This is a genomic window from Noviherbaspirillum sp. Root189, assembly GCF_001428545.1.
In the GTDB taxonomy this organism is placed as follows: Bacteria; Pseudomonadota; Gammaproteobacteria; order Burkholderiales; family Burkholderiaceae_D; genus Noviherbaspirillum.
This window is the reverse complement of the sequence record NZ_LMHZ01000010.1, coordinates 42365-56939: the sequence shown is the minus strand read 5'-3', so window position 1 is coordinate 56939 and position 14575 is coordinate 42365. Positions and strand designations below refer to the sequence as shown.

General features: G+C 58.4%; 11 protein-coding genes and 2 pseudogenes. 1 reads left to right on the top strand and 12 read right to left on the bottom strand.

Translation table 11 applies throughout. From position 1 onward, the window contains the following. Positions 1 to 46 precede the first annotated feature (46 nt). The 7 genes and pseudogenes from ASE07_RS07145 to ASE07_RS30625 form a co-directional block, all read right to left on the bottom strand. On the bottom strand, positions 47 to 667 hold the full coding sequence (locus tag ASE07_RS07145; RefSeq protein ID WP_057290130.1) for a histone H1-like DNA-binding protein: 621 nt from the start codon (positions 665 to 667) through the stop codon (positions 47 to 49). 532 nt (positions 668 to 1199) lie between these two features. Then, positions 1200 to 2402, bottom strand: coding sequence for a ribonucleotide-diphosphate reductase subunit beta (locus ASE07_RS07140; RefSeq protein WP_057290129.1), 1203 nt, complete (start codon positions 2400 to 2402; stop codon positions 1200 to 1202). Positions 2403 to 2535: 133 nt separating this feature from the next. Then, positions 2536 to 5364 carry a ribonucleoside-diphosphate reductase subunit alpha gene (locus ASE07_RS07135; RefSeq protein ID WP_442946055.1) on the bottom strand — a complete coding sequence of 943 codons (2829 nt, stop codon included), beginning with the start codon at positions 5362 to 5364 and terminating at the stop codon, positions 2536 to 2538. Between the two features lie 476 nt (positions 5365 to 5840). Further along, positions 5841 to 6434 carry a 1,6-anhydro-N-acetylmuramyl-L-alanine amidase AmpD gene (gene ampD, locus ASE07_RS07130; protein WP_057290127.1) on the bottom strand — a complete coding sequence of 198 codons (594 nt, stop codon included), beginning with the start codon at positions 6432 to 6434 and terminating at the stop codon, positions 5841 to 5843. Further along, the gene (locus ASE07_RS07125; protein WP_156396453.1) at positions 6431 to 7501 is read right to left on the bottom strand and encodes a sigma-54-dependent transcriptional regulator; all 1071 of its coding nucleotides are present in this window, start codon (positions 7499 to 7501) and stop codon (positions 6431 to 6433) included. The genes ampD and ASE07_RS07125 overlap by 4 nt, the downstream gene beginning before the upstream one ends. Positions 7502 to 7511: 10 nt before the next feature. Next, positions 7512 to 7622, bottom strand: a pseudogene (locus ASE07_RS28675). Positions 7623 to 7657: 35 nt separating this feature from the next. After that, positions 7658 to 7870, bottom strand: a pseudogene (locus tag ASE07_RS30625) (response regulator); the annotation flags it as partial. Here ASE07_RS30625 and ASE07_RS29600 point away from each other — a divergent pair. After that, a complete protein-coding gene (locus ASE07_RS29600) occupies positions 7811 to 7951 on the top strand; it encodes a hypothetical protein (RefSeq protein WP_235548372.1) in 141 nt (46 codons plus the stop codon). The pseudogene ASE07_RS30625 and the gene ASE07_RS29600 overlap by 60 nt on opposite strands. 44 nt (positions 7952 to 7995) lie before the next feature. Here ASE07_RS29600 and ASE07_RS07120 read toward each other — a convergent pair whose 3' ends face one another. From ASE07_RS07120 to ASE07_RS07100, 5 genes are all read right to left on the bottom strand, one after another. Continuing rightward, positions 7996 to 9684, bottom strand: coding sequence for a two-component system sensor histidine kinase NtrB (locus tag ASE07_RS07120; protein WP_156396447.1), 1689 nt, complete (start codon positions 9682 to 9684; stop codon positions 7996 to 7998). A 36-nt stretch (positions 9685 to 9720) separates the two neighbouring features. Then, positions 9721 to 9972 (bottom strand): PP0621 family protein, encoded by a 252-nt coding sequence (locus ASE07_RS07115; RefSeq protein ID WP_057290125.1) that lies wholly within the window; start codon positions 9970 to 9972, stop codon positions 9721 to 9723. Beyond that, on the bottom strand, positions 9969 to 10778 hold the full coding sequence (locus tag ASE07_RS07110) for a cytochrome C assembly family protein (RefSeq protein ID WP_057290124.1): 810 nt from the start codon (positions 10776 to 10778) through the stop codon (positions 9969 to 9971). The genes ASE07_RS07115 and ASE07_RS07110 overlap by 4 nt, the downstream gene beginning before the upstream one ends. Before the next feature lie 153 nt (positions 10779 to 10931). Continuing rightward, a complete protein-coding gene (locus ASE07_RS07105; RefSeq protein WP_235548371.1) occupies positions 10932 to 12275 on the bottom strand; it encodes a sigma-54-dependent transcriptional regulator in 1344 nt (447 codons plus the stop codon). After that, positions 12253 to 14106 (bottom strand): sensor histidine kinase, encoded by a 1854-nt coding sequence (locus ASE07_RS07100; RefSeq protein ID WP_057290180.1) that lies wholly within the window; start codon positions 14104 to 14106, stop codon positions 12253 to 12255. The genes ASE07_RS07105 and ASE07_RS07100 overlap by 23 nt, the downstream gene beginning before the upstream one ends. Positions 14107 to 14575: the final 469 nt, after the last annotated feature.

Genomic DNA, 14575 nt, shown 5'->3' with positions numbered 1-14575 from the left:
GGGCATTTTGCCTGAACTTAATCAGGCCTGCGAGCAAGCTCAGCTATTACGGACGTGTGCCGGTCGGAAACGGCCATGCCGCTGCCGGATTCAACACAGTTTTTACCGCAGGTGCAGCGGCAGGCTTGGCAGCGGATTTCTTCGCAGCGGCCTTTTTCGGAGCAGCCTTCTTGGGTGCTGCAGCTTTTTTCGCAGCAGGCTTGGCAGCGGCTTTCTTGGGAGCTGCAGCTTTCTTGGCTACCGGCTTCTTCGCTGCCGCTTTCTTAGGAGCTGCTTTCTTAGGAGCTGCTGCCTTCTTGGCTACGGTCTTTTTCGCTGCTGCTTTCTTAGGAGCTGCAGCTTTCTTGGCTACCGGCTTCTTCGCTGCTGCTTTCTTAGGAGCTGCAGCTTTCTTGGCTACAGTCTTTTTCGCTGCTGCTTTCTTAGGAGCTGCTGCCTTCTTGGCTACTGGCTTCTTCGCTGCTGCTTTCTTAGGAGTTGCAGCTTTCTTGGCTACCGGCTTCTTCGCTGCTGCTTTCTTAGGAGCTGCTGCCTTCTTGGCTACCGGCTTCTTCGCTGCTGCGGCCTTCTTAGGAGCTGCTGCTTTCTTGGCTGCAGGCTTCTTTGCTGCTGCCGGCTTCTTTGCCGAGGCTGCTTTTTTCGCAGCCGCTTTCTTTGCTGTTGCCATTTGTTTCTCCTTCACGTGATGGAAAATTCAAACTACGAGGTTGTAAACCCGCCTGCCCCATCGCGATGGGTCATGCGGATTATTCATCGGCGCAAGCAAGCTTCTGCTTGCGCTAATGAATTCGGCACCAGCTGAACTGCTGCATCACCTCACTCATGCAGCACTTCAGCCTTTTTCAGCTACGCCTCTCTTCTGAAAATCACGCCGCGCGTCGGTCGTGACGGAGGACTTCTATCGCGCGCAAAGGGCGTCGCGATTGCCGTAGCCAAAAAAAACGCCGGCAACAAAGCCGGCGCAGGAATACTCTTTCACAAAAACCAACAGGTTTTTCAGGGAAAAAGCCGCCTTTCCCGACAGCGTCGGGTTCAGCGGCGATAACAGAGATGATCTGGTCGTTCGTCTACTGTTCATTAACTTAGGTGATAGTCCTTCAGGTTTTCAGTCACCGGCCACCTCATGGTCTTATTCCGGTCAACTGCTTTGTCTCCAACGCCCGCTCATTTCGAAACGGGCTTATTCATCCTGTTCTTGCTTATTCCCAGTTCAGTGCACCACCGGTCTGGTATTCGATCACACGAGTCTCGAAGAAGTTGCGTTCTTTCTTCAGGTCGATCATCTCGCTCATCCACGGGAAAGGATTTTCTTCCTGCGGGAACATCGGATCAAGGCCGATCTGTTGCGCGCGACGATTTGCGATGAATCGCAGGTACCCTTTAAACATCGGCGCATTTAAACCTAGCACTCCACGCGGCATTGTATCCTCTGCGTAGCGATATTCCAACTCCACCGCGCGCAAAAACAACGATTTAATCTCTTCACGGAATTCTGCAGTCCACAAATGCGGATTCTCGAGCTTGATTGTATTGATCAGATCGATCCCGAAGTTGCAGTGCATCGACTCATCGCGCAGGATGTATTGATACTGCTCAGCTGCACCCATCATCTTGTTCTGACGGCCGAGTGCAAGGATCTGCGTGAAGCCGACATAGAAGAACAAGCCTTCCATCAGGCACGCAAACACGATCAGCGAACGCAGCAGCGTCTGGTCTGCTTCGACGGTACCGGTCTTGAATTCCGGATTGGTAAGCACGTCGATGAAGGGAATCAGGAATTCATCCTTGTCGCGGATCGATGCAACTTCGTGGTACGCATTGAAGATCTCGCCTTCATCCAGGCCCAGCGATTCCACGATGTACTGATAGGCGTGGGTATGAATTGCCTCTTCGAATGCCTGGCGCAGCAGGTACTGGCGGCACTCGGGCGCCGTGATGTGGCGGTAAGTGCCCAGCACGATGTTGTTGGCGGCCAGCGAATCGGCAGTGACGAAGAAACCGAGATTGCGCTTGACCAGGCGACGCTCGTCCTCGGTCAGGCCGTTTGGGTTCTTCCACAGCTCGATGTCGCGCTGCATGTTGATTTCTTGCGGCATCCAGTGGTTGGCGCAGCCGGCCAGGTATTTGTCCCATGCCCATTTGTATTTGAACGGAACGAGCTGGTTGACGTCGGTCTGGCCGTTGATGATGCGCTTGTCTGCCGCGTTCACGCGACGCGATTCCTCGGCAGCGGTTGGCTTGGCGACCAGGGCCGGATTCATCGGGGTATTGGTGAGCTGCGCATTCATTTGCGCATTGGGGGACAGCGCATGCGATGCCGACGAGGACGCCGGCGCCAGCGCCGGTTGCGGAGCCTGAGCGGGTCTTGCGACTGGAGTTACTTCGTCATCCCAACTAAGCATGGTCGATCTTCCTTACAGGTATTGTAGTTGTACTTGCGTGTTGTTCAAGCGCGGTTTTTGCGCGGCACTTTCAAGCCGGCGGCGATCCGTGGTCGCCAACCGGCTTTTGCTTCGGGTCTTCAGGTCCCGAATGTTACTGGCAGGCTTCGCATTCTTCAAAGCCCGGGTCGCCCGGACGCAGCATGCAAGCAGGACCTGCGAGCTCTTCGGTCGCCGCGGAAGCTGTCGCGACCGGTGCAGAAGACATGCCGCTGTTCATGCTGCCGCTAGCGGAGACTGCATTCAACGCACCGGCCTTGGTGGTCGACTTTTCGGCGTGTGTCGCGCCGATGGTGCGCAGGTAGTACGTGGTCTTCAGGCCGCGCAACCATGCCAGCTTGTAGGTTTCGTCGAGTTTCTTGCCCGAGGCGCCGGCCATGTAGATGTTCAGCGATTGCGCCTGGTCAATCCATTTCTGGCGACGCGATGCGGCTTCGACCAGCCACTTTGGCTCAGCCTCGAATGCGGTTGCGTAGATTTCACGCAGGTCTTGCGGAATGCGGTCGATCTTGGCCAGGCTGCCGTCGAAGTACTTGAGATCGGCAACCATCACTTCATCCCACAGGCCGCGCGCCTTCAGGTCGCGCACCAGGTGTTCGTTGATCTCGGTAAATTCGCCGGACAGATTCGACTTCACGTACAGGTTCTGATAGGTCGGCTCGATGCAGGCAGACACGTCGATGATGTTCGAGATCGTTGCGGTCGGCGCGATGGCAACGCAGTTCGAATTGCGCATCCCGTGTTCCTTGATGCGTGCGCGCAGCGATGCCCAGTCCATGGTCTCGGTGGTGTCGACTTCGAGGTACCCGCCGCGTTCTTCGGCCAGCAGCTTCAGGGAGTCCTGCGGCAGGATGCCACGATCCCACAACGAACCACGGTAGGAACTGTAACGGCCGCGCTCTTCCGCCAATTCGGTCGATGCCCAGTAAGCGTAGTAGCAGACGGCTTCCATCGAACGGTCGGCGAATTCGACCGCATCCATCGAGGCGTACGGAATGCGCATCATGTGGAGGCAATCCTGGAAACCCATGATGCCCATGCCGACCGGACGGTGACGCAGGTTGGAATCACGCGCCTTCTTGACTGCGTAATAGTTGATATCGATCACGTTATCCAGCATGCGCATCGCGGTGCGGATGGTCTTTTGCAGCTTGACGTGGTCCAGCTTGCCGTCCTTCATGTGGGCCGGCATGTTGACCGAACCGAGGTTACAGACCGCGATTTCGGACTCGTTGGTGTTGAGCGTGATCTCGGTGCACAGGTTGGAGCTGTGAACGACGCCGACATGCTGCTGCGGGGAACGGATGTTGCACGGATCCTTGAATGTGATCCATGGGTGGCCAGTCTCGAACAGCATGGACAGCATCTTGCGCCACAGGTCGAGCGCCTGAATCTTCTTGAACAACTTCAGTTCGCCGCGGGCAGCCTTGGCTTCGTAGCCGTTGTAGGCTTCTTCAAAGGCTTTGCCGAACTTTTCATGCAGGTCAGGCACATCGGACGGCGAGAACAGTGTCCACTCGCCCTTTTCCATCACGCGCTTCATGAACAGGTCGGGAATCCAGTTCGCGGTGTTCATGTCGTGTGTACGGCGGCGATCATCGCCAGTGTTCTTGCGCAGATCGAGGAATTCCTCGATATCCATGTGCCAGGTTTCCAGGTAGGCACAGACTGCGCCCTTGCGCTTTCCGCCCTGGTTGACGGCGACGGCGGTGTCGTTCACGACTTTCAGGAAAGGAACCACGCCCTGCGACTTGCCGTTGGTACCCTTGATATGGGCGCCAAGCGCACGTACCGGCGTCCAGTCATTGCCCAGGCCGCCGGCGAATTTAGCCAGCAGCGCGTTTTCCTTGATGGCTTCGTAGATGCCGTCGAGATCATCGGCAACCGTGGTCAGGTAGCAGGACGACAGCTGCGAACGCTGCGTACCGGAATTGAACAGGGTTGGTGTCGAGCTCATGAAATCGAAGGACGACAGCAGGTTGTAGAACTCGATCGCGCGGGCTTCGCGGTTGATCTCGTTGAGCGCCAGGCCCATCGCGACACGCATGTAGAAAGCCTGCGGCATTTCGATGCGGGTGCCTTCGATATGCAGGAAGTAGCGGTCGTACAGGGTCTGCAGGCCAAGGTAGCCAAACTGCAGGTCGCGGTCGGGTTGCAGCGCATCAGCCAGTTTCTTCAGGTCGAACTGCGCCAGCTTGGTGTCGAGCAGGTCGGCTTCGATACCCTTCTTGATGTATTTCGGGAAGTATTCGAGGTAATGTGCAGCGGCATCGGCTTGTGCAACTTCCTGACCGAACACTTCCTTACGGATGGTGTGCATGAGCAGGCGAGCGGTGACGCGGCTATAGGCCGGGTCCTTTTCCATCAGCGCGCGGGCAGCCAGGATGGCGGACTTGTGCAGCTCTTCGACCGGCACGCCGTCGTACAGGTTCTTGACCGTTTCGGCCAGGATCGCTTCCGCGTCAACATGCTTTTCGAGGCCGACGCAGGCAGCGGTGATCAGGTCGCGGACCTGGTTAAGGTCGAGCGGACGACGCTGACCATCTTCGGTGACATGCAATTGTGGCGCATCGGTCGGCTTTGCGGCTTGCTGCTGCGCACGTTCTTCCATGCGCTTGGCGCGGTACAGCACGTAGGCACGGGCCACATCATGTTCGCCCGAACGCATCAGCGCCAGTTCAACCTGGTCCTGCACGTCTTCGATATGGAAGGTGCCGCCTGCCGGCTGGCGGCGCACCAATGCCGAGACCACGCCGTTCGTCAGCTGCTCGACCAGTTCACGCACGCGCGCCGATGCCGCGCCCTGCCCGCCGTTCACGGCGAGGAAAGCCTTGGTCATGGCGATCGAAATCTTTGACGGCTCGAAGCCAACGACCGCACCATTGCGGCGAATGACTTTGTAGTCGCCGAGATTGACATTCATGTTGGCTACGGAAGCGGAGGTAGGAGCGTGCGGAGGGATCAGGCCGAATTCGGCGGTGGATTTTTGATTGACTTCTTGATTTGCGAGCATCTTGCCTCCTGACGTAACGCGACAGCCGTGCAGCTGTTTGGTTATTAATTTAGAACACTCCGTGCGGGCAGCGTTCACGTATTCGTGCAAACCGTGCTTTTATGGCGCGAACGGGTCTCTGCCCGACATCTGGCATCGTTCCGCACGGTGTGCATTTCAAGGGGAGAGCTGTTCGCGGCCCACCCACTACATAACAACTATTACGCTGATGAACTACTTGAACAGCCCTGTAAGGGACTCACAGCAACCATTAGAGCAACTACTATATCTAGTGGTTCCCGCTGCGATTGAGACTAATTCTAGTGGCAGGCCTAGGATGTTGCAATATCTTTTTTATGGGACGGACAACAAATTTCCTGCGTAAACAGGGTTGACTTTTCCTCTTATCAAGCGGGAAAGCGCAGATTCGATTGTGTGATGGAAACGCACTTGTTTCGAATCAAGGACTTGCGGAAACGGTCCCAGTCGAAGTGCGGCCCGGGATCGGTTTTACGTCCGGGCGCAATATGTTCATGTCCCGCCACGTCGGTGAGCGGATAACGGGCCTTGAGCGCAGAGGTCAGGTCAGCCAGCGCATCGTACTGCGCATCTTCGAAGGGATCGAAGTCCGTGCCCTCCAGTTCTATTCCAATCGACAAGTCGTTGCAGCGCTCACGGCCGCAAAAGCTGGACGCGCCGGCATGCCATGCACGGTCGTTCGCCGACACGAATTGCATGACATGACCGTCGCGCCGGATCAGGAAGTGTGCCGATACCTTCAGCGCCCGTAATTGATCGAAGTACGGATGGGCATCGCAGTCGAGCCGGTTACCGAACAGATCGGCGATATAGGGTCCGCCAAACTGATTCGGCGGCAGGCTGATATTGTGGATGACGAGCAGATCCACCACGGTATCGGGTGCTCGTGGATCGAAGTTGGGTGAAGGCTGGCGCTCCACACCGGAAGACCAGCCGCCGGCATCAATCTGGAATCGGTTCATGATTCGGGTTCGTGGATGGACAGGCGCTGCATGCGATAGCGGAGCTGGCGAAAGCTGATGCCCAGAAGTTCGGCGGCCTGGGTCCGGTTGAAATGCGTTTTGGCGAGCGCACGGCAGATCACTTCACGCTCGACCTGGTCGAGATAGTCGGGAAGCGATGCCGGTAAGTCGTTGCCGGATTGGGCTGCACACACATCCTCGTTGATCCGCTCTGTGGTGTCGGCCACCTCCATGTTCGGCTCCACCGGCACCGGCAACGGTGCCAGTGCCGGTGGAATCAAGACAGGTTCGGGCTGTACCGACAAAGACGCGGCGGCTGTGGCCGGGCGCACGCCGGCTGAAGCTCCCGGACCGGTCTGCTTCAGTGCCAGGTCTTCCACCTCAATGACACTGTCGTTCGCAAATGCCATCGCCCGTTCCAGCACGTTCTCGAGTTCGCGCACATTGCCGGGAAATGAATAGGCACGCAAGGCATCCAGTGCGGCGGAACTCAATACCCCAGGCGTACCGCCAAGTGCCAGGCGCGCGAGAATGGCATCGGAGAGCAGACCGATATCGTCGAGCCGTTCACGCAATGGCGGCAAGCGCAGTTCGATGACATTGAGCCGGTAAAACAAGTCCTGACGGAATCTTCCCTGCTCCACGCATTCGGCCAGGTTCTGGTGCGTCGCGCTGATGATACGCACGTCGACCGGCTCTTCGACCGTCGCGCCGACCTTGCGCACCCGGCGTTCCTGGATGGCGCGCAGCAGTTTTACCTGCATGGCGAGTGGCAGGTCGGCGACTTCGTCGAGCATCAGCGTGCCGCCGTTCGCGGCCTGGAAAAAACCGTCGCGATCGTCGGTTGCACCCGTAAAGGCACCCTTGCGATAGCCAAAGAACTCGGCTTCCATCAGCGCTTCCGGAATCGCGCCGCAATTGACGGCGATGAAAGGCTTGTCGGCCCGGGCACTGTGCGCATGGATATCGCGTGCCGCCAGTTCCTTGCCGCTGCCCGATTCGCCGGTAATCGCCACCGGCGCCATGCTGCGCGCAAGGCGCACAATCTGCGCGCGCAAGTCACGCATGACGGCGGATTGGCCGACCAGACAGGAATCGCCCCCCGTGGTGGTGGCGCCCGATGCAGAGCCACCGGCCTCGGTCGTATGGATCCGCAACGCCGACCGCACCATCTGGCGCAACTGGTCGAGCGCGACCGGCTTGGTCAGATAGTCGAACGCACCCGCCTTTAAAGCGGACACGGCATTATCCGTGCTGCCGAAAGCAGTGATCACGGCAATCGGTGTGTTCTTATATAGAGAGGTGACTTCGCGCACCAGTTCAATGCCCAGTCCATCGGGCAGGCGCATATCGGTCAGGACCAGGGCATACTCGGTTTGCTGCAAAAGCTGGCGTGCCGCGTCCAGGCAATCGGCGCAATCGACATCCAGGCCCATTTTAATCAGCGTGATCTCCAGCAGTTCACGCAGGTCAGCTTCATCGTCGACGACCAGGATACGGGGTGCTGTCATGAATAATACTCACATCAATCATCGATGTGCCAGGCGCTGTGCCCGGCACGTTATACGGCAAAGGTAATCACAAAACGTCCGCTCGGCTCGTCGCGGCCATCACCGGAAAGGTCCATCCGGTATTCATAGTCGAGCATCGCGCCATTGTTGAGGCACAGTTCGCGGGCGACATATAGCCCCAGCCCGGTTCCCTTGCTGGATGTAGTGTAAAACGGTTCGAACAGATGTGCCCTCACTTCAGGCGTGATAGCCGGCCCATCGTCCTGCACATGCAACTCGAGGCGTTCGGGGGTCGGCGACACTGCCAGCAGACGTATACTGCCAGGCCTTCCGCTGGCGTAGCGCAATGCGTTGGTTAACAGATTCATGACTACCTCGCGCAAATGCAGCGGGTCGAACCGCACCTGGGCATTGTCCATCCGGCCGACGGCAATCATGTCGGGCGTAAGTTTGTGGGTTTCCCGCAGTTCGAGCACCGCTTCCGACAGGAAGGGTGTCAACTGCAGCGGCTCGGCCTGCGTATGCGCCTTACGCGACAGTTTCAGAATGTCTTCAATCATGCGATTCAGTCGGATCACATTGTCGCTGACGATATTGAGCAGGCGCTTTTCGGTCGGCTGGACCAGGTCTTCGCTCAGCAGCGAAGCCGCATGGGAAATGGCCGACAGGGGATTCCTTACTTCGTGAGCGATGCTCGCGGTCAGACGGCCCATCGACGCCAGTTTGAGTTGCTGCGCCTGGTTTTCGATTTCGCTGACGTCCTGCAGGAAAATCACGGTACGGTCATTGCTGAGACCGGCACTCTTCACCGAAGCAAAGCGCAATTTCAGATGCGTGTGCAGGTCGCGTCGACGATCGCGCGTCGTCATTGGTCGCGTCACTCCCATATCGTCGCCAGGCTTCACCCTGACATAGGTGGAGGATTCGCTATCTTCTGTGTGGCCAACTGCGGCTTGCTGCCATGCAAAGAAGGCCTCGGCGATCGGTGTCAGGGTCTCGCGGTCGGTCAGTTTGTAGCGTGGTTGACCATATGCAACCGACATGCCCAGCATGCGTTCGGCAGCGGGATTACCGGCAAAAACTTCGGTGTCGTCGCCCACCACGAGAATCCCATCGTTCATGTCCGCAATCACCAGGCGATTGATTGCCTCCTGCAATTGCAGGTCCCGGCCTCGCTGTGTTGCCAGGTCTTCCTGCTTGATTAGCTTGGCTGCGAGGCGGTTGATGACAAAGATTGCGGCGAAAAATGCAGCGCCGTAGAGGCCTGCCTGCGACGGCGAGGTATCCGCCATTGAGTACAGCAACTGGTACAGGCTTTCGCCCAGCAGGATCAGCGTGACGATGGAGACAAAGAACAGCGCCAGTACCAGCGGTGCCAGGACCGCCGCGCCAGACAACGGAAACAGATAAAGAATCGCCAGGCCGCTGCGCGCACCGCCGGCGGCAATGTACAAAATCGAAATCGCACTAATGTCGACCACCAGTTGCGCCAGTAGTTGCAGCATGAAGCGCCGCTGTACATAGGTGGAGAGGGATCCGAAACCCAAGGCGAGCACGAGATAAAGCAGGCAGGTTTGCCATTCGGCATAGCCATTGCTGCCCTGCGACTCGCGGAATGCGTTGATGCTGAAATAGGCAAGCAGCACCAGCGTGATCACAACACGCGTCGCACAAAAGGTTTGCAGGGTGCGCCAGAAGGTTTCGCGGCTTTCCCGCCGCTGCAGTACGGTGTCCATCATCGGCTCGCCGACAGGCGTGTTGCCATTGCCCGCAAGTCAACGACCGGCATGTCGCAACCGGTGTTCTTCGCTGCAAAAAATCATGCCGTGCGGTCCGGCCAGCGCTTCGGATGCCGGCAGGTGGAGGCCGCATTCCGCGCACTGTAGCATTGGCTGCGGTTCAGGGAGCGCCTCACGTCCCGTTCCTGTGCCTTGCCGCGCGTCGCGCACGGTGCCGCTGACCTTTTTTTCGCGCAGGATCCACATCACGACCAGGGCAATAATTACCGCCCAAAGCAGAAACTTCATGCCAGGCTCCGATGCAACACCACTTCCAGGACGAAGCGGCTACCGACATACGCAAGCAAAAGGGTCGCAAATCCAGTCAGGGTAAAGCGCAAGGCCATCTTGCCGCGCCACCCGCGCCAGAACCGGCCGGCGAGCAGCAATCCAAACAGTATCCAAGACAACAGGGTGAAAATGGTCTTGTGATCCCACTTGATCGGTATGCCGAACAGTTGTTCTGAAAACACAATACCGGACAGGACCGTCATGGTCAGCAGCGTGAAACCGAAGGCGATCATGCGGAACAGGATTTTCTCCATGGTCAGGAGCGCTGGCAGCCGGTCGATGGCGCGCGCCAGCCAGCGACCGCGCGCTTCGCCGGGCGATGCATGCAGTTGCGCCTCCTGCAATGCCATCAGTACCGCATGGAAGGCGGCGATGGTCAGCGAGCTATACGCAAGAATGGCAATCGCGACGTGCCACGGAAACAGTGATGATTTGCCCTCGAGAGGAATCAGGCTGCCCGGAAACAGGCCGGGCAGGATGACGGCAACTGCGGCGGTGGGCAGCACCATTACGCGCAGGCTATCGAGCGAGAAGTTACGATTCTCGAGCCAGTACGCGGCGACGGAAATCCAGAGCGTGGCGGACAGTACGAAGGCAAACCCGATGCGCAGCGATCCGGGTTGGACCATGTCAGCCCAGAGCGCACCGCCATGCAGTAGCCAGCCGACCGCAGTCCCGGCGGAAATGGCAATCCGTTGCCGGGAAGGCAAAACGGCGCAAGTCGCGTAGAGCAGCGCTGCCAATACAAAAAAGGTGATGTGCATCGCGCAAGGACGGTTATGGAGAGATTCCTGAGTTTACACCATGTCCGGCCGTCGACCCGGCAAGCTGGTGCGTCGCTTACGCTACTGTCGCAAGCGTGCGCCAGTCTGCCCAAGGTGTCATGTTATTTGTCATGCTATTTGTCATGCTATTTGTCATGTTACTTTCTCATCGACCGCCCTTCCGGCCGGCAGCTGATATTTTTTTAGTTTGTCATACAAGGTCTTTTTCGGCACACCAAGATGGTCGGCGGTTGCCGCGACGTTGCCGTCATGGGCAGCCAGCGCATCGGCGATCAGCGTGCGTTCATAGGCGTCGACCTGCTGCGGGAGTGTATTCGCCATCATCGTCGCCGGCTCTGCCAGGGCACCGGGCTGATCGAGCACGCCGAGCACCATGCGGTCGGCGAAATTACGTAACTCCCGGACATTGCCGGGCCAGTCCCGCGCTTTCCATTGGGTGATCTGTGCGTGGGTCCAGGCTGGCGCCGGACGCTGGTAGCGAATCGCCGCCCCCTGCACGAAATGGGCAAGCAGCGGCGGAATGTCGTCACGCCGGTCGACCAGGCGTGGCAGGTCGATGCTCACGACACCGATACGGTAGTACAGGTCTTCCCTGAACTTTCCCTGAGCGCTCAACTCGAGCAGGTTGGTCTTGCTGGCTGCGATGACCCGACAATCGATGCTGATCGGATCGTTTCCGCCGAGCCGTTCCAGCTTGCGCTCCTGCAGCACTCGCAACAGCTTGACCTGCAGCGCCAGCGGCATCGTTTCTATTTCATCGAGAAATACCGTGCCGCCATTGGCATGCTCAAGCTTGCCGATGCGCCGCTTCTGCGCGCTGGTGAATGCGCCAGCCTCATGTCCGAAAATTTCGCTTTCGAACATCGTCTCGGGCAAGGCGCCACAATTAAGCGCGACAAAAGGACCCTTGCGTCCGCTGACTGCGTGCAAATGGCGGGCAACGACTTCCTTTCCGGAACCGGTCTGGCCATTGATCAGAACATCGGCGGCGGTCGGTCCGACTGCACGGATCAGCATGCGCACACGTTCGATCGCCGCCGACTCTCCGATCAGCGCAGGCATGTCGGGATGGGATGCCCATGCCGCTTTGAGGCGCTGGTTTTCCAGCACGAGACGACGCTTTTCCTGGGCGCGCCGTACTGTTTCCACCAGCCGTTCTGCGGCAAAGGGTTTTTCGATGAAGTCATAGGCGCCGGCACGCATGGCCTCAACCGCCATGTCGACATCGCCATGACCGGTGACAACGATCACGGGCAAATCCGCATCGGCGGCTACGGTTTCCGACAACAGATCGAGTCCGGATTTGCCGGGCAGGCGGACGTCCGTCACCACGACTCCGGGAAAGCCGGGCTGCAATAAGCTCTGTGCCCGCTCGGCGCTTTCGCAGGCCTGTACCTGGAAGCCACCGAGTTCCAGCGTCTGGGTAGTCGCCAGGCGCACCGCTTGTTCATCTTCAATCAGTATGACTTCGTGCATGGGCAAGTGCTCCTCCGTGTTCATGATGCTGATCGGCCGCCAGCGGCAACCTGACCGTAAATTCGGCGCCGCCTTCGGGCAGATTGTGTGCGCTTAGTTGACCATTCATTGCCTGCACGATGGAAGAGGAAATGGCGAGACCAAGGCCGAGACCTTTACCGGAAGGCTTAGTGGTAAAGAAAGGCTCGAACAGATGCTGTGCGACATCTTCCGGGATGCCGGGACCAGAGTCGCGGATCCGCACCAGCGCATCCTTTTCCTGGCGGTCGAGCGACACGACAACCTTGCGCTGCTCTGCGTTTTCCACCGCATCGAGCGCATTGCGCAACAGATTGATCAGCACCTGTTCGGTACGTACCGCGTCTCCCAGCACCGCCGCCGAGACATCGATGTCCATGTCGAGCCGTACGCCATGACGACGGAATTCGCTTTCGAGCAGCATGGCCGATGCGCGAATCGATTGCGCCAGATCGACCGTCGACACTGCGGCGGCCGTGTCGTGACTCTTGCGGGCAAAGCCCTTGAGTTGCCCGATGATGGCGCCCATGCGTGCGCTGGCCGAGCTGATATGCCCGAGATTTTCGGCTGCCTTGTCGGCTTGTCCGCGGGTCAGGAACGTCACGGCATTGTCGGCGAAGGCCCGGATCGCTGCCAATGGCTGATTCAGCTCATGCGTGACGCCGGCTGCCATCTGGCCGAGCATGGCAAGCTTGCCTGCCTGTACCAGCTCGTTCTGGGTCGAACGCAGCAGATGTTCGGCTTCCTGCAGCTTGGCGTAGCGGGATTCAAGATGCTGGTTCGCCTGCAGCAATTCCTGGGTACGTTGGGCAATTTTTCTGTCCAGCTCCTCCGCCGCCTGCTGCAAGGCTTTGCGCGACTGCTGCCGTTCTTCAAGCCGACGGCGGCGCTGATGGACTGCCCAATAGCCAATTGCGGTCGCTGCCAGCACCAGGAAGGCGCCGAGCGCGGACAGCAGGGCTGCGCGATTGATCCTTGCCTGTGCGGGAAACATCATCAACTGCCATCCCAGCCGGCCGACAGGTTTGCTGACATGGTCGCCGAATCCGGCTCGCACGCTTCTGGGCAGGGATGCAATCGGGTAGATGGTTTGGGCCGCGTATTGCAGGGTGCCGGCCAGATGCCTTTGTGCCGGCTCGTCGAGCGGCGTCATGCTGTGATAGCGCCAGTCCGGGCGGTTGCTCAAAAAGACTACCCCGCTGCGATCCGCAAGGGCTATCGGCTCTTCGCTGCTGCGCCAAGTCTGCTCGAGTTCCGACAGGCCAATCTTCACTGCGATTACGCCGACTGGCGCTGCCAACCGGTGCATGCTATTGGCATAGACCGGTTGTGCGATGAAATATCCGGGCTCGCCTGTGGCGTTCCCGATACCATAAAAGCGCCCCGCTCTTCCGGCGGCCGCGTCGCGAAAATACGGTCTGAATGCGAAATTTCTTCCGACAAAGGTGAGCGCCTCGTCCCAGTTGCTCGCCGCGAGGGTATTGCCCTCCCGGTCCAACAGATAAATGGCGCTGACTTTAGCCTGTTGCTGGATCAGCTTGAGCGTGAGGTTGAGCCGATGGATCGCGCTGCGGTCGGCAGGCTGCAACAAGACCTGCACCACATCCGGATTCACTCCCAACGTAAATGGCAGGGTTTCATAACGCTCAAGCACCGATTCCAGATCGAGCGCGATGATCTGCAATTGCCGGTCGCCGGCGGCGTGAATGTCGTTACGGGCCTTGCTTGCGCCGAGCAGGTACACCGACGTGACAATCAGACAGGCGCTAACGATTACCAGAAAGAGTATTGCCTTTTGCTTGGCCGTATTCATGTGTTCGTCTTGTCGGCAGTCGTCCAGATTGAATTCGACGGCCTTGCCGTCGCGTGTTGCAGACCCCATATTACCCTTGTGTAAGGCGCGCGGCATGGCTGTGCCTGGTGTGTTCGGTAGTACCTGTCGTACTAACGCAGACTTTATGCCATCCGAAGCAATACCGGCGAGAGAGGGCTGATTTCTTTCGACGGCAGTGCAATCCCCGGCTTGAAGCGCAAAGTCAGGTACTCCCGGCTTATCTATTGGGCGGTTTGCCGGACAGTGCTGCTTGTTTGATGCGGTATGCCGCACAGGCACAACGCAGGACGCCATGGCACACGGTATGGCGAAGTTTGCATTCAGGCATTTCCAGCTTGTGCCGCAGGCCTTGACAACACCGGACCAAAGAGCGCCATCAGGTAAAATGGTGGCTTCCACGCTGCTGTTTCCATTCTTGCAGCGACCTTCCATTTCCAGAAATATCCAG

Excerpts from the sequence above, each read along its gene's own strand:
- ASE07_RS07145 (WP_057290130.1), bottom strand. The coding sequence starts at position 667 with ATGGCAACAGCAAAGAAAGCGGCTGCGAAAAAAGCAGCCTCGGCAAAG.
- ASE07_RS07140 (WP_057290129.1), bottom strand. The coding sequence starts at position 2,402 with ATGCTTAGTTGGGATGACGAAGTAACTCCAGTCGCAAGACCCGCTCAG.
- ASE07_RS07135 (WP_442946055.1), bottom strand. The coding sequence starts at position 5,364 with ATGAATGTCAATCTCGGCGACTACAAAGTCATTCGCCGCAATGGTGCG.
- ampD (WP_057290127.1), bottom strand. The coding sequence starts at position 6,434 with ATGAACCGATTCCAGATTGATGCCGGCGGCTGGTCTTCCGGTGTGGAG.
- ASE07_RS07125 (WP_156396453.1), bottom strand. The coding sequence starts at position 7,501 with ATGCGTGACTTGCGCGCGCAGATTGTGCGCCTTGCGCGCAGCATGGCG.
- ASE07_RS07120 (WP_156396447.1), bottom strand. The coding sequence starts at position 9,684 with ATGATGGACACCGTACTGCAGCGGCGGGAAAGCCGCGAAACCTTCTGG.
- ASE07_RS07115 (WP_057290125.1), bottom strand. The coding sequence starts at position 9,972 with ATGAAGTTTCTGCTTTGGGCGGTAATTATTGCCCTGGTCGTGATGTGG.
- ASE07_RS07110 (WP_057290124.1), bottom strand. The coding sequence starts at position 10,778 with ATGCACATCACCTTTTTTGTATTGGCAGCGCTGCTCTACGCGACTTGC.
- ASE07_RS07105 (WP_235548371.1), bottom strand. The coding sequence starts at position 12,275 with ATGCACGAAGTCATACTGATTGAAGATGAACAAGCGGTGCGCCTGGCG.
- ASE07_RS07100 (WP_057290180.1), bottom strand. The coding sequence starts at position 14,106 with ATGAATACGGCCAAGCAAAAGGCAATACTCTTTCTGGTAATCGTTAGC.